Genomic DNA, 16,106 nt, shown 5'->3' with positions numbered 1-16,106 from the left:
CGCAAGGTAGGACCTATGCCATTAACGCCGAACATGCGGCGGTCGATTGACCAGATTCGAGATTACCTATTCGGTGGCGGTTATCCGGATCCGGTGTCAAACGCGGAACAACTGTCGTTCCTGTTTTTCTTCTACCTGATCGAAAGCATCGACACCGAGAACGCGCAGAAAGCGCGCGTTCTGAAACGTCAATACCAGAGCCTGTTCGCTGGCGAGTGGATCGTCAAGAACCCGCTCAATGCCGACGAAGGCAAGGACACCATTCCGCGCGATCGCTTCAAATGGTCGGTGTGGGCAAAGGCAATGTCCGGCGAAACGCTCGTACGCTACCTGCGCGACGAGGTGTTTCCGTTCTTCGCAGAAATGGGCGAAAGCGCGGCGCACAACTTCATGGACGGCGCACGACTGAACATCACGGACCCGACCGTCCTGACGCAGGTGATCAACCTTGTGGATGGTTTGCGGCTTGACGCGGCCGACGCCGACACGAAGGGCGACCTCTTCGAACATGTTCTGCGGCAGATCAAGCAGGCCGGCGAACTGGGTCAGTTTCGCACTCCCCGGCACGTGATCCGGCTTATCACCGAAATGGTGGATCCGAAGATCGGGGAAACCGTCTACGATCCGGCGGCAGGGACAGCCGGCTTCCTTGTCGCCGCCTACAACCACATCCGTGTGGCGAACTCGTCGCCCAATGCGATTGAGACGGTTGAGATGGACGGCAAGCAGCAACGGCGGGGTGCGGGCGACCGTCTGTCGATCGCGCAAAACACCGCTCTGCAGAACGCCACCTTCTACGGAAACGACGTCGATCCGAAGATGGTCCACCTCGCGACGATGAACCTGATCTTGCGCGGTCTGCCCAATGTGCGGGTACGGCTTCGGAACGTGCTGACGACGACCATCGAGCGCGAGCAAAAGGAGGCGCTGGGTCTGCCGGAGGACGGCTATCACGTGATCCTCGCCAACCCACCCTTCGCCGGTCGGGTGGACAAGGACCGGGTGGTCGAAGACGTGAAGGTTGGTAGCAGCACGGCGACCGAACTGCTCTTCTTGAAATACATGATCGACAGCCTGCGCCCCAGTGGCCGGTGCGGTGTCATCGTCCCCGAAGGCGTGTTGTTCGGTTCGACCGGCGCGCACAAGGAACTGCGGCGCCAACTGGTCGAGAACAACCGTGTCGATGCGGTCCTGTCATTGCCGGGCGGTGTCTTCCAGCCATATTCCGGCGTGAAGACGTCTGTGCTCTTCTTCCGAAAGGGCGGCCGAACGGAGAACGTCCTGTTCATGCACGCGGACAACGACGGCTACAAAATGGACGCGAATCACGACGTTCCCATTGAGGCCGACGACCTGCCCAACCTGGCGAACGTATTCCGCGATCGGGATGCGAAGCTCACCGAGTGGCAGAATCGTGGCGAGGGGAATGAGTGGGGGGCGAAGTGGTGGTTCGCTGACGAAGCGACCCTCCGCGCCAATGAGTTCAAACTGTCGGCGGGGCAATACCGTCCGCAGAGCCACACGGCCGTCGCGCATCGCGATCCGAAGGAACTGCTTGACGAACTGGCGGCGCTAGAAAACGAGATCGTCGAGGAGGTTCAGGCACTGAGCACGGCGTGGGCGGAGTTCATTCGATGACCACCCAGCCGTTGCGAGACCTGTGCGCCATCCGGCACGGCGGCACCCCAAGCAAGGCAAACGCCGCCTTCTGGCTGGGCGACATTCCTTGGGTGTCACCAAAGGACATGAAGAGCAGCCTGATTCAGGATGCTGCGGACCACATAACGACGGAAGCGATCGAGAACTCGGCGACGAGCCTCGTTCCTGCGAAGACGATTCTCGTGGTCGTGCGTTCCGGAATCCTCGCCCACACGTTGCCCGTGGCTCAGGCGGCACGCCCCCTCGCGTTCAACCAGGACATCAAGGCGCTGACGCCTGACGCTAGCAAGATCGATCCGGACTACGTGTACTGGTTCCTGCGCGCACGCGCTACATTCACCATCCAGCAAGGCGTCAAGAAAGGCGCGACTGTTCATAGTTTGCGGTCGGGCTTCCTGGAAAGCCTTCCGGTCCCGATGTGTTCGGAAGCAAAGCAGCGCGAGATAGTCGATTTGCTTTCGCGGGCGGACGGCATTGTGCGACTGCGAAGAGACGCGCAGCGCGTTGTGGCGGGTCTTGTACCTGCGACCTTTGCGGGGATCTTCGGTGATCCGGCGACCAATCCGAAGGATTGGCCGATGTCCACGCTCGGCGACGTCATCACGGCGGCGGACTACGGCAGCAGCGCGAAGTCGTCTAGCGAGCAGGTCGGCTTGCCGATGATCCGGATGGGCAACGTGACCTACGCAGGGGATCTCGAACTCAGTGATCTGAAATATGTGTCGCTTCCGCCGGAGGAAATCGACCGGTTCAAACTGCTCGAAGGCGACATCCTGTTCAACCGTACCAACAGCAAAGAGCTTGTAGGCAAGACAGGGCTGTGGGACGGTTCGACCGCTGCCATCCTCGCCTCGTACTTCATCAGGCTTCGTGTGGACCGGACGATCGTGTCTCCGACCTACGTGTGGGCGTTCATGAACTCCGCGCACATGAAACGGGTGCTTTTCGCGACGGCGCGCGGCGCGATCGGCCAATCGAACATCAATAGCAAAGAGTTGAAGGCGTTTCGCATTCCCGTGCCGCCGGAGCACTTGCAAAAGACGTTCGAAGAACAATGCCAGGCGCTCGCCGATCTGGCGGCACAGCAGCGCAGGTCGCTCGAGAAAGCCGAGGCGGCGTTCCGCGCTCTGATGGCACAGTGTTTCCCTGCCTAGGAATTGCCTAGGAAGGGTTCAACCCATGACACCGCGGGCGGCACAAACACCGCACGACCATCGAGTATGAACACCGCCTTTTACGCCGGGCTCACCAGCCTGAACCTGCCGCCCGACCGGTGCGAGGTCGACCTTGGTCAGGGTCTCGTCCTGCGTCGCACGTATGCGCACCTGATGAGTTCGTACACGATGGCGTTCAACCCGCCCGAGGCGCCTGGCAAGCACCACCCGGCACCTTGGAAGACGATGACCCGCCATGACGGGTTCGACGTTCACGCGGAACTGGTCATCCCGAGCGGTTACAAACCGCCCGGCGATCTGACGCCGTACGACGTCGCGCGCACGATCACGAGCGTGCTGCGGCTTTGCGTCGATCCAACCATCCGGTTCCTCGTTCAATCGAGCCATTCGCTTTCCGAGGTTGCGTCAATGCCGGATCAGGAGATCCGGCTCACGCCCGTCGAATCCACGAAGCAATACGTCGAACTGGCGCTGGTGAACCCCGGCAATGACGCGGCGCACCTCGAGTGGGTGCGCAAACATTGGTCGAACGCGGTTTCGCTGATGGCATCGCACGCGGACTTCCGCCTGGCGATGGAAGCGTTTGAACTGTCCACGTTCGTCCCGCATCACGCGCTGACGCTCGTGTCGCTGTGGGGCGCGCTTGAGGCGCTGTTCTCGCCCTCGACCTCGGAACTGCGGTTCCGCGTGTCGGTGCTCATCGCGTCGTACGTGCATCGGCCCGGTGAAGCGCGGCTTGCCCTCCAACGCGAGATTTTCGACCTGTACGACAAACGGTCCGCCGCGGCGCACGGAAAACCGAAGCACAACACGACGCACCTCGTTCAGACGTTCAACATCCTGCAACGGGTGCTCGTGCGGATGATCGCAGAGAACGAGGTCCCCAGCAAGACGGCGCTCAACAACATGCTGCTGGGCGCACCGTAGACAACAACATCGCCGAAAGTGCGCCGCGTTGTGTGGCCCTGGGTCGAAGAACTTCCTCTTTGCCGCCTCCGACAGCGGTGGCGAGCGGGCGGCGGCGATGTACTCGCTGATCGCGTCGGGCAAACTCAATGGCATCGACCCGCGCGCTTACCTATGCCACGTGCTGACCTGTATTGCCGATCATCCAATCAACCGCGTTGACGAATTGCTGCCCTGACGCGTTGCCGCAGACCTACAGAACGCATCCCAACCTACTACTCCGACTGGTTGAAAGGCAGCGGTAGACAGCATCCCTCGATTACCCGGTATGGCTCACGTGCGCCGAGCCGGGCAGCCGACCGTACCCGGGAAAGCAGTTCGTTACCCGGTAACGCTGGTGCGTTACCGGGTAACCTGGAAGTAGGCATCCCATTCTGCTGAGTCCGGATCGAGCCTGCGCACGATCGCCGCGTCCGCCCGCACTACCAGCGGCTCCAGCTTCAGAGGTCATCCACATATCAAGCCGCCGCTCCCCATTGCCGTCGCTTCCAGCCGTCGTCCGCGTTGCCCGGAAGGCGGCCTGCCGCTCAGCTGTTGTTTGTGCCATGGGTTTCTACACGTCGTTGTTGCCCGATAACGATATATCCGAACTCGTTACCGGGTAACGCAAAATGCTCAAAGGAGATAGCGTGTCCCGCTTCGCACCGCCTCGTCCAGAAAAAACCGAACGGTCCAAGCGAGGCGCTTACGTCTAGGTGCGCGGCGTCACAGGATAAAACTTGGACTCGAATCCAAAGGCTCCGTGAGAAAGTCGCGAGCAAGCTACGACTTGAGCGTAGAAAGTTTGGTACTCACTGGTGCCTTCATTCCCTCAGTTAGATACCACGCCGTGTACTTTTCCGTTTGCTTGATCCGGTCCGCATACAACGCGATTTTGTCGGAGGGTGCCATCACTCGCGCCATTTTCTTGGCATCGGATTCGTTGACTCTTAACGCCAGATAACTGGCCACGGCGGTAAACATCGAATCGTCGAAGTCCTTTACTTCCTGCGAAGCCACGACTAGAGCCAAACCAAATTTCCTGCACTCTTTGGCCATAGTTGGGATCAGCTTGAGCTTGGCTGCCCGGTGTGCTTCGTCGAACACAATGGCGTGAGTAATTCGGTCCTGCGGGCCACGCCTGAACATGGTTTGATACAGGTTGTGCAACACGAAAGAGGCGAAGGCTCTTTGCAAGAGTTCGTTCTGCGTCCCGTGGATCTTGACGATGGCGGCGTCATTGGCGTCGAGGAGGCTGGCGTTGCCGCTGGTAGACGAAAAAAAGCCGTAATCGGCTAGCTCGTTCAGGCGCAACATGACCCCTTTATCCGGTTTGACCTCCGCCCGAAGGATGTCAAAAAAGGCGCTGAATGGTGGAATGGTTCCACTGCTAGAGTTGCTCCACCCTCGATCGGTATAGCTTTGCTTGAGCGCTTCACGAATACGCCCGAGCTGCACATCGCCCAAGTCCGGAAAGATGGTGGCAAAAATGTCTCGCAGCGTCGCGACGTTATCCATGTAGGCGAGCGGGCTTGAGCCGACTACCTGGAGGGGGTTGAAGCCCAAGCCTGCGTAGTTGACCGCCTTGAGTTTTCCCGGCAGCAGGGCATCAAGCTTCTCATCTATATCTTCGTGGTACGAGAACACAATCGGAGCGATCCTTGCTTCCACCAACTGACGACAAAGTTCAATCAGGCAGGTGGTTTTGCCCATGCCGGGCAAGCCGACGATGAGCAGGTGCGGGTTGCCTTGGGTGCTCACTTGCCAGATCACCTTTTCCTCGTTCGATAGTTGCTCGCCTAGAACGATGTGGGCTCCGTTGGACGGGATAGTGCGTGGCTCGGCAGTCTCAGCCATCGGCGAGGAACCTGCTGCAGTCGGCGTCGTATGGTGCAGAGCTGAAGTCGCCTGATCGCCGGGCGGCGTGCGCGACGGCACTTGCAAGGCTCGTGGCCCGAATAGCCAAATTTCCGTTTTGCCATCTGCGTCGATACGCGTTGCTTCCGGTGCTGTGTATTCGGGGCACAGCACGAAACCGATGCTGGGGCGGGCTTGCTCAGCCATGCTGATCAGTTCGTAGCTCGCCGCCTCCTTGCTCAAGCGATCAATCTCAACACCTATACGCTCAGCGGCTTCTTGTGATAGATCATGGCGTCTGGCCTTGTGCAAGTAAAAGCGCAGCACCCTTGCCAACCGCGCACGTTGAATGGTCTTTTCCAGTGGCATCGTTGTTTGACCATAGAGTGCCTCCCACTGCTTGCCCGAGGCTTCGAGTTGTTGCGTGATGGCATCGGTTACATCGGTGCTGCGCGCAGTCTTCAGATAACGCCGAAACTTCACTTCCACCAGGCTAAAGCGGATGCCGCCGCGTTTGCTGGCAGTTGTCACATACAGCAAATCAGCGCGTTGAGCAGTGTCAGGTCGAGTTTCGCCCACGCCTTTCAGCAGTTCAGGGACATCGTCCAACGGCACAAAAAATCCACTGCGCAAAGACGGGAAGGTGGCGTCGGCTTCATCGGCACTGGCGCAATGATTCTGCACCATGGCAAGTGCCACCAACTCCGGAATCGTAGTGCCGGCGGTGGTCAGACGCAGTGCCAAGCGCCCGCTGAGCGATTTCAAGGCATTCAGCAGTAGCTCGCAATTTTTTGGGCTGCTGGAAAGCCCCATCTCGCCTAGCGCGGCGTCAAGCAAACGTCTGATTTCGTCCAGCGAGCTGGTCGAGGTAATCAGTTGCAGAAACCCGAGATCGTCGCGCTCTGGGACGCAGTCGATCAGGTATGCGTCGTATGAACGTGGCAAATCGCGTGGCGAATCGAAATACTCTGCCCCAGCGTGGCGGTCCACTGATACGACCCAATCGCACAGGTGATGCAAGCGGGCGAGCGCATCTTCCTGATCGGGAGTGACCTCCGTCACCAATACTGGCCAATCATCTGGGCCGCCGCCCAGATTGCGTGCAACCGCCTTCATCAGCGCAGAGTGCGCCTTGACGAGACGCTCGGAATACACCCTGTTGGCCGGGTGTTTCTCGCCGTCTGGGTTGGTCGGCACCACCGAAATCCAGCGCGGAATCGGCTTGGGCTCAAACAAGCGTTCGGGTGTTAGCGCCAGGCCGTGCACCTCTAACAACCCTTTAGTGAGGCACTCGACGGGTCGACATTCGAGTCGGCTTGATAAAAAATCAAACGCAAGCGCCAAGTGCGCGGGCGTTTGGGGCACCGAGACTGTGCGGCGTGCCCAAGCCAATCGAGGCAGGGTTACATCACCCGGACGACGGACGCTCTCCAACAGCCAGCGATCTGCCTCTGGGACAGAACCCGCTCCGCTCCGACGACGCGCGGCAGTAGTCGAAAGAAATTGACCACAGGAATGCCGTCCTGCATCTGCGGGATACAGATCAAGCTGGAAAGCTCGTTTGCCGAGCTCGTTCAGCGATTCCTGATCTTCCACATCGTCGGACCGTTCCACACGGCGAAGCGCCGCCCCCAAAGCCCTTGCCACCGACATGCCGTCCCCCGGACGCAGGGCGTGCAAAGCAACCCGTCGTGTATCGGGGTGCAGCGTCAGATAGCTTGCAATTTCCCCACCCAAGAGGTCTGCCGCGCTTTTGCCCACGGAGGGCGCCACCCATTCTTCGTCCTGCGCGTCGCCGTCGGCCAAGAGTCGAGATAGTAAGGCGACCGTTGCTTTGGGCTCAGCATCATCCACGGTGGTCATCGCCACCGCATGGAAGCCCAAGCTGTCCGCATATGTAAAGGGCGGCCCGCCTTCTAGGCCCGGCAGCATGGCGGGATATTGCGAACCGGATAACGCAGACAAGAGCTTGGCTACTCGCGCGGGCTTGACGCCTCCGTCGTAACAATGCTGAAAAGCAAGCATGTCGAACCCTTGTTGCCAAGCCACACGGAGCGGATGTGTGGGCAACACGATCAAACCAATCCGCTGGTCCGCCACGTTCATCACTTCAAGCGTATGCATCAAAGCAACCTCCGGCGCGGCTGTCTCCCACCAGGCCGTGGCGGCATTCACGTAATCCGTCACTAGCTTCTGGTCAGAGTAGAGCACCGCGAGCGGCCCGTTGCTGGACTGCGCCAGCCATCTACAGAATGCGGTCGAAATTTGCGAAAACCGTTCGCCACCTGCATCTACACCCAACTCAATTTTGAGAAAATCCGGCTTGGCCGCAGCGGTACCATCGGCACGCACCCGCACCCTCCAGCGGCCGGGCACACCGCCATGTGTCGCCCAGTCGTTCGCTAAGTCGAGAAGCAAATTGGGGCACAGCACCCGCGCCGACTTGCCTTCATGTCGACACGTTATGAAGCCCTTTTTGTCGCGACTGAATACCTGTACGCTGCTGATGCTCCGGGCGATAACGTCGAATGCCGCTGCATCGGGCGCGATCTGCACAACGGCCAAGGCCAGTGTGGGATACACCGTGCCAGTGCTGTTTTTGGTGGCAGCTTCGCGCTCGCCAAAACAAATTACGAACTCCTCGCTAACGGCACGGTAGGGGCTGTCGTCCGCTTCGCCACCATCACCCGCCAGCGCGCGGATCAGGACCTGCGCTTCGAAACGCGAATTCTCATCCAACTCGACGAAGTCGTCCTGCACGAATACGCAGCGCTGATCAGGCTTAGTTGCATGGCTAATAGCTTTTTCGGCCAGCACATCGTTGCCGGCGCGAATCTCAATCTGATAATCCACGGCACCCTTGGGCAAGCTCGCCGGGTCTGATTTCCAACGCACTTCCAATCGGGCGCGATCCTTGGGGTCATCGCCGTTGGCGTAGTCGGCCTTGAGGCGCAATTCCAGCCGCTGGTCAGCGTTCTCCGTCAGCCCAGACCAGTTCAGCCGTCTGCCGGTCTTGCCGCGCCATGGAACCCAGCTAATGCTTAGCAGCGACTGGGTTTCAAACACTCCTGGCTGCAATCGGTTGATCCATAGATTTTCTTTGGATTCCAACAACTTCAGGGCATCCAGGCGAGTGAGGCGCTCGGCTTCGCTCAAGAACTTCACCAATTCGCGGGCGTCATCCGCCTGTTCGTTGGGTAGTTGCAAAGCGGCGACGCGGGCGTCGGGGGAGAGTCGGCTGCCCTGACGCGGCAGTAAGCGCTCCACCAGTCGGGCCGCGCGGTCGATGTCCTCTTCCTCCACCTGTTCTTCGGTATCTATAGGCCACAGACCCAGCTCGGGCAGGGCTTCTCCCAGCAGGTGCTGCCCCGCTCGGGCTCGGCAGAGGTAGGAAAACTCCTGCCAAGGCGAAAGCGATTGGTTGCGCGCAGTCCGCCGCGCCTTTTTTCGCGCCGCTTCGGCAAAACGCTTACAACCATAAGGCACGCTCTCGTGCGCTAGCCGAAGGCAGGTGTCGAACAATTGCGGTTCGGCCAGTTCGCGCGCTGCACTGTAGATGCCGTCCATCCCGGCGCCGGCAGTCTCAGTATCTACCAGCAACAACACCGGGTCGGCCTTGTCTTCACGCCATTCCACAGCCACATCCGCAGTGATTCTGCGCGTTGCCGCATCGGCGTGATCGGTAACGGCAGCGACTTTCCAGGGCGCCACATCGAACAGCGGATCAGCCGCCAATGCAATGACCGCTTCGGCGGGCAAGCAGCGAACAAACGCCATGCTCCCGGCTGTCGCGCGGCCCAGTAGCTTCTTGAACGCATTCGCCAAGAGCGGTGTGGCATTGCTAGGCAGCGGCATCTGCTTCTCCTTCCATCACGGTCGATACCTCAAAGCGAGGGCGTAGCTGCTTCATCGATTCAGCGTCGTTGACCCCGACCAGCAGGCCGAGATCCCGCAGGCGACGTTCCAGCCACAGTTTGTTAGCGCGCAATAGGTCTTGCGGCACCGAGATGCCGGGCGGCTCGCGATCAACGTAAAGGCCGTAGCGAAGGCGCAGGATTTCAAGAAACTTCTTGAGTGAGAGCACCTGTTCCGGCTGGCCTTTGCCGTCTTTACGTAAATGCCGATGCACTAGGAAATCCAGCATAGGGTTGGTCAGCACGATGGCGCGCAAGTCCACGGACCTCTTGCGTCCGTCTTCAGTGCGCTGGACGCGACGTTTAATGGCGAGGCCGTTGGGGCGGTCGGTCATCAGCGAATCGTCGAGGGCTTTGCGGAAGTTCGAACCTTGCTGTTTGTCCCCAATCAAATCCACCAAGGCCTGCGCCAGCCGCTGGACAACACCGCTGCTTGTGACTTGGAGTGTTTCCACCGTTCCTGATGCTTCCTCCGCAGCAGTGAGTGCTTCGGCCAGACGTTGGCAATTTTCATCAAGGTCTTTCAGGATCGAATCTGCGCGCTCATGGCGCTCGTGTAGCAATGCTCCGAGCAAATCCAGCCGGGGACGTGCATCCGGAAAAGGCGACGGAAGTTCGCTTTTCAGCTTACGGTCAAAGCGGGCGCGCTCGTCCAGTAGGCGAATTTGCATCAGAATTACCGGCACCCGCTCGTAGCGAGCGGCGCATTCCGACATCACTGACTCCGACACACCGCGCAACGCCTTGTCTTGCCCAAGCGAGGCATCCACAAAAAGTGACCAAGGCGCTTGACTGCCGTCCTTTTCTCTCGGCACCCTCCCGCAACGTTCCCACTCAAACAGGCAGGTCGTGGTGCTGAGCAGAATGTTGGTCAAACCCAACGCGATACCCGCCTCCAGCATCGGCAAGAACGCCTGTCGCGGCATCTGCTGCCCATACACTTCAATGAAGCTCATCAGGTCTCCGCGCAGGTGCTTGGCGGCGGCATCGGCTATCGGCCAGCGGTTCGGGATGCGATCCGTCTCTCCCCTTCCCCTCGCTTTTTCAGGGGCATGACCGCAGGCTTGTGCAATGCGCGCTGCCAAGAGTTCGTCGATGCCCAGATCGTCGGCAGCAGCTTCGTCAAAGTTGTCAGAACCCAGATCAGAGACGCGAGTGCCGCGCACTGACATATGTCGTGCAAATAGCTTCAGAAGAGGGTTACTCTGAAAGCCATCACCTACGACAAACCGGCCCAGCCCGCTATTGCCGGGCTCGATGTATTCGCCGTGTCCGGTCCACGAGAGCAAGGCGGTCAACAATTCCGGCACCCCACGTAGATGGGCTACCGATTCCGGCAAGTCCACATGGCTAGACAGGTAATGGGTGGCAAAGATGCGCTGCACTGGCGATTCATGCCCTTCCTCATGCCCCTTGTTTTCCAGACAATAGCTCAGCAGCAGATCAGCTAGTTGGGCCAGCCCGGTTTTATCCTCAAATCCGACGAAGCCCTGCGGATGCTTACTCAGCAGGCCCGCGGCGACATCCTGCGTGCTGGGGGGCTGGGGATTGCCGTCCTTCAACAGTCCGAAGGTCTCACGGAATGCGCCCTTGCCGCGTCGGTGCCCCCAGCGAGCCATGTAGAGCATGGCCGGGAGCAAGGCACCGATCTCAAAGCCCTGCGGAGTGAATGGAAGCGCAGGCAGGTAATTGGCTGTCCAGAGCTCCCGTGTGCGCGCCGGGCTCAGAACATCTTCCACAATGGTCTTTGCGGTCTTGCTCATGCGCGCTCCCGGATCAGTTGAGGAGCCAGCTCACGAATCAGCGTTTGCCGACCGTCTTGCAAGCTAATCCGCAGCCGCATCACCTCTGAATCGGCCTCCGGGTGCCAGCCCCAAAGTTCGCGGCTGTCTTCCTGCGCCAAACGCTGTACAAAGATTTCCAGATGGGCGAATACACCTTCCTGTCCTATGCCCGAAAGCTGCATCCCATCCTTGAGTTCAAGCAGCAGATGGAACAGTTCAAGGCCGATAGGAAGGTGCTCTTCGCTGCCATTGGCATAGCGATACGTGAGCACCAGATGCGTGTGCAGCACTTCGAGCCCTTGCGTCGCGGGGGGCAGCGGCGCAGTAAGCGTGAACCGCGCCCAGGGCTTGAACACCCAGAAGGCGCTGTCGGTGGGCGTGCGCGGGGTAAGGCGCAATGGAAGCCCCTCGGAGCGGGTGTGTGCCAGATCCGGCAAATTCTCTAGGCGCGCAATGCCTTGACACAGCGCGTGGCAAAGCGTCTGTTGCTCTTGTTCACTCATTAGGGGCACGAGACGAAAGCGATCCAAATGCTGTGCGCCGTGCAGTGGCAGCGCATCGGAAGAGAGCTGCAACTGCGCGAAGTCCGCCTCGCTCCACTCGAAGTAGGCGCGACGGCGGGCTGAGGCCAGACGATCCGCTGTGCCCGGCACAGCTGCTGCATGCTGCGCGAGTAATTGCCTATCTACGATGGGGTTGGCGTCGAGTGCGGGGTCGAAGCGAGCCAGTTCCTTGAGCAACTCACCTTGCCGCTGGGCGCTGGCGGGGCCTTCAGCCGCAAAGACTCGATCCCAGTAGGGTGCCGGCGTGAGTTCCGGGTTGTCATGCAGTTCCTGACAGTCATGCACACCGAAGAAAATAAACACGAGGGCCGCGCGCAGTTCACGCGCGGTGATGTGGATTTCACCGCGGAGGTGGCAGGCTTGTAGGGCATCGGCCAGTCGTCGCCGCAGGCGCGCGCCATGTTGGGCGTCGCGCAATTCCAGAATAGAGGCTCGCGCACTGCACCGATGTTGCGCCGAACACGAAGCGCAGACCGACCAAGGGTCTTGTTTGAGCTGGGTGCCCAGAAAGCGATCCAGCAACGCATCCAAAAACTGCGTGCTGATCTTCCCTTCGTTGATGCCGCCAACCAGTGAGCGGTGATTGAGGTCAATTAGGCGCAGGCGCGGGTTGGGGGACCCCTTGAAATTGCGTTCGGAGCCAAACAGCGAGTCGCGTAACTGCTCGGTGAAAGGGGTGTCGTCGTCGCGCTCGTCTAACCACTCCAACATCTTTCCGCTGTTGATGGCGATGGCATGAGTGGAATTGTGCGTGGGGGCCAAGGTGTGGAAGGGTTTGAAGAACGCTTCAAGAATCTGGTTAGCACTCTGATTCTGATATGCCGCCGAGCCGTCAAGATTGACCTTGAACATGCGTCCGGCTTCAAGCCGCCTTTCGCATAGGCGCTGTTGCGATGGGATAAGATCGCCGCTGACTTCCTTCGCGAGGTTTTGCAGGAACGCGGTCTTGCCGTCGCCAGCGTTACCGAAGAGCACGATCAAATCCACGTTAGCGGCCTGAACATCCTGCTTTAGTGCCTGATCCAGTCCGGTTTCCACATAGGTTTGCGCGGCAAAGTCAGAGTCCAAGCCGCGTGTCTCTGCATTGCCGTAGCGCGAGCCTGGATAGGCGCTCAGCAAGTCATTGAGCCGGTCAACGACTTGAGCGCTCAAGGTAGTGAGGGGCGGCGAGGGTGTCACTGAGCTGGGTCCACCGGTCTTCACCTCGGCGGTCAGGAACGACAACGCGTCACGCGCATCCAAGAAGCGTTGTTGTGGGTTGGGATGGGTGGCCCGATCCAGAAATTTCCGCAGCTGCGGTATTTCGGCAGCCTCGATGTTTTCCCAGTTGAGGCCCTGATTCTTGCGGCGTATGGCCCCAAACAAAAAAGGCTCGCGATCAAAAATCACGTGAAAGAAGCACGCGGCAAGCGCGAACAGATCATCACTGGTCGTGATGGCCGCGCGTGCTTCCACTGAATCACTGGCATACCAGGCATGATGCGTGCGCGGCACGCTGGCCTGATCGGCAACGGTATCGTAATCGGTCAGCACCACGTTGCCGCCTTCCACGATGATATTGCGTGGGCTGACATCGCCATGCACCAGCCGTACTTGGTGCAGTTGCCAAAGTGCCGCGCACAGGTCTTTCACCCAGCGTAGGGCTAGTGCCTCGACCGATGGCTCTGCCAGTTCCTCGCGATATATCTCAAGCACACCGGTCAGGTCATGAAGCGGCACACCTTCAACCCATTTCAGCAGGGCGACAAAGCGATTCCCTTCCCATGCGGGAGCGATTTCGTGCAACGCAGAAAGATTGCGATGTATGGTGTAAGCACGCACCTTTCGGTAGGCGTGCAGCGCGACGATAGCATCTGCCTCATGTTGAATGACCTTGGCGACGTAGGTTCCGAAACGTTCGTCGGAGTTTGCTGCCAGTTCCACCACCTTAAAGGTCTGTCCAATCCCACCCTTGCCGAGACGGCTAACAATCTTGTAGCGCGTGCTTTGAAAAGGCACTACCGTACCTTCGTCCCAAAACTCCGCGGCGGGGAGTTGCGGGCTGTTGGCTTTGGGACCTGGGGATGTGTGGCATTCCAGGGCCGACGCCAGCTCCAACGGCGACACACGCTTCTGAGCATTTTCCTCACAGCCCATACTCAGTAAAGTTCTGGCCTCGCAGTCGGCATTGGTGTCACCAGCAAATAAAATACTCAGAGATTTGCAGAGTGAGTAGACGTCCGAACGGGCGTCTGCCGATGGAAGCCCACCACGGCGGACCTCGGGGGCGGCCCATTGATCTACCGAATGTTGGGCATCAGTGGGCGAGATTGTCTGTGCATCTGCGATGCGCGAAAAGCTAAAGCCCGTGAACAAGGGCTTGCCGTTGTGTCGAACACGCAGTGTTTCCGGAGTGATATTACGATGCACGAGTGCGGGTAGCTGCGAATCCTCGGGGTAATGGAAACCATGCACGGCGCGCAGGGCGTCTTGTGTGTAGCGGATCCGTTCATCGCGGCTCCACTCTTCATCTTCACTTCGCTTTATCAAGGTCGGCGCATCGGAATCTACAAGGGAGAAATAACACAGCTCTCCGGGGTATTGCTCTGCTTCCTGAAACGAATCCAGCAGGCTGGGCACGAAGGGGGATTTTTGCCATTGCTGGATCACATCAAACTCACGCCGCGCGAGGTCTTTTGGCTGCTTTTCGCTGCTGGCTGACAGGTCAAACAGGTGCAAGACGACCTTGTCGCGTCGGCTGGGGTGCTGTCCCCGGTAAACCCGATGAAACGACTCGGTGGTCGGGCTGATTTTTTCGAGGCTGATGAGTCCGCCAAATTGTCTAAGCTGCCCCGTCAGTGCCGGCTTGCTATGAGGTTCGATGAGTCGCGCCGCTTCCTCACTCTGCTGCCGCGTGAAGACTGCCACGCCGGGAGTTTCGATCAATTCCTTCCATTCAGAAAGGCCAAATACAGGAACCCCACGAATGAGTTGCCGTTGGCCACCGCTGACACCGGTGCCTCCGGCGGTCAGTAGCATTTTGGCCGTGACAAAACCGCTCTCTCTGCCGCCCTTCCGAAGTTTGCCCGCGATTCGTTTAGCTTTATCGTTAATGCGCTCAGCCTCCGCGTCCGCCGTTATCGCGTTGGACTTGATATAGCCAAGGTCCCAGTGCTTGATCTCCAACACGATCACGCCCCGCGAACCGATCAAGACCAGATCAATCTCATCGGACAGTCGTGCTGCGTGAGAATGATGATGAAGATTCGACAGCATTACCCAGCTGTCAGCATGGGACTGCAACTTAGATTTCAATAGCTCGATGGCTTTGCATTCACTTTCGTTGACAGGCATCCCGCATGGTATGTGGCGAACTGGCACTTCTTTGCCCCCTTTTATATGTGCTGTCTTGGGTCGGTGTAACCCGGGCCGCGATTGTCGCGCGTCAGCTTCTGGCCTCTTGCTGTTTGTCGTGACCAGCAGCCCCCGACCGTTGCTGCCCTACAAGTAACCCGAAAGCGGGCACCCTTTGGAACACAACTTGCCGGATACCCGCGCAATGTGAAGAGTTCAAGCACCAAGTGCAGTGCGCAATCCAACAACGACATCGCGTCTTACAGCGCAGCGGGCAAATCGTCACCGTCTGGTCGGAATTTCAGCCGCGCGATGTTGCTCTGTGCACGACAAGTATAAGAGTGTGCGATTAAGGAGGCGACTAAATAATAACGTCTGTAACGATTGGATTTTTTGCCGAGAAATCTATGGCTATGGAGGAGACCACCCCGGCCATGTACTGACCAGGCCCCCTTGGTGGTTATCGGCCATACAAAAGAATTCTTTCGTCGAGCGCGGGATTGCGGCGGTGGGGATCGTCGCAAGCCGTTCATACCGGAATCGAGAGCACTTCAGATCAACCGACTGAGGACCGCGCGAAAAGCTATGGGCGCCAACTGCATCGCGACGGCGAAAGTCTTCGCGTTGCTGGAGTGATAGCGTAGAGAGACTCGGCTGACAAATTGACCGAATCCGGTTACACGGCGGTTACACGGATGCCAGGAAGCAAAAAGCACCAGTCGCAATGCCTAGGCTAAGTGCTTGATTTCTTTGGCGGGGCGTGAGTGAATCGAACACTCGACCTACAGATTAAGAGTCTTACGAGTTTTGCTGCGGGGGCACAGCCCTAACGCGGATGCTATCTGAAAACGTTCTATGTGCCCCGGAGCGTGGCGG

Annotated in this window: 6 protein-coding genes and 1 pseudogene; 4 read left to right on the top strand and 3 right to left on the bottom strand. The window is 59.0% G+C overall.

Going from position 1 to position 16,106, the window contains the following annotated elements:
* The first annotated feature begins 93 nt into the window (after window positions 1-93).
* From BLQ92_RS00865 to BLQ92_RS00850, 4 genes and pseudogenes are all read left to right on the top strand, one after another.
* Window positions 94-1,638: a class I SAM-dependent DNA methyltransferase gene (locus BLQ92_RS00865; protein ID WP_218133026.1), complete on the top strand. Its 1,545-nt coding sequence runs from the start codon at window positions 94-96 to the stop codon at window positions 1,636-1,638.
* Window positions 1,635-2,813: a restriction endonuclease subunit S gene (locus BLQ92_RS00860; RefSeq protein WP_090680604.1), complete on the top strand. Its 1,179-nt coding sequence runs from the start codon at window positions 1,635-1,637 to the stop codon at window positions 2,811-2,813. The genes BLQ92_RS00865 and BLQ92_RS00860 overlap by 4 nt, the downstream gene beginning before the upstream one ends.
* A gap of 66 nt (window positions 2,814-2,879) precedes the next feature.
* On the top strand, window positions 2,880-3,761 hold the full coding sequence (locus BLQ92_RS00855; RefSeq protein ID WP_090680602.1) for a hypothetical protein: 882 nt from the start codon (window positions 2,880-2,882) through the stop codon (window positions 3,759-3,761).
* Window positions 3,758-3,978, top strand: a pseudogene (locus BLQ92_RS00850) (transposase domain-containing protein); the annotation flags it as partial. The gene BLQ92_RS00855 and the pseudogene BLQ92_RS00850, both read left to right, overlap by 4 nt.
* Window positions 3,979-4,562: 584 nt before the next feature.
* Here BLQ92_RS00850 and BLQ92_RS00840 read toward each other — a convergent pair.
* From BLQ92_RS00840 to BLQ92_RS00830, 3 genes are read right to left on the bottom strand one after another with little or no spacing between them, the layout of a single operon-like run.
* Window positions 4,563-9,491: an ATP-binding protein gene (locus BLQ92_RS00840; RefSeq protein WP_090680600.1), complete on the bottom strand. Its 4,929-nt coding sequence runs from the start codon at window positions 9,489-9,491 to the stop codon at window positions 4,563-4,565.
* Window positions 9,478-11,313 (bottom strand): methylation-associated defense system protein MAD7 family protein, encoded by a 1,836-nt coding sequence (locus BLQ92_RS00835; RefSeq protein ID WP_090680597.1) that lies wholly within the window; start codon window positions 11,311-11,313, stop codon window positions 9,478-9,480. Before BLQ92_RS00835 ends, BLQ92_RS00840 begins: the two co-directional genes overlap by 14 nt.
* The gene (locus BLQ92_RS00830) at window positions 11,310-15,230 is read right to left on the bottom strand and encodes an NERD domain-containing protein kinase family protein (RefSeq protein ID WP_090680595.1); all 3,921 of its coding nucleotides are present in this window, start codon (window positions 15,228-15,230) and stop codon (window positions 11,310-11,312) included. Before BLQ92_RS00830 ends, BLQ92_RS00835 begins: the two co-directional genes overlap by 4 nt.
* Window positions 15,231-16,106 lie beyond the last annotated feature (876 nt).

It is taken from the genome of Paraburkholderia phenazinium (assembly GCF_900100735.1).
Taxonomy (GTDB): domain Bacteria; phylum Pseudomonadota; class Gammaproteobacteria; order Burkholderiales; family Burkholderiaceae; genus Paraburkholderia; species Paraburkholderia phenazinia.
The sequence above is the reverse complement of the archived record's forward strand: the minus strand, read 5'-3'. Positions and strand labels throughout refer to the sequence as shown.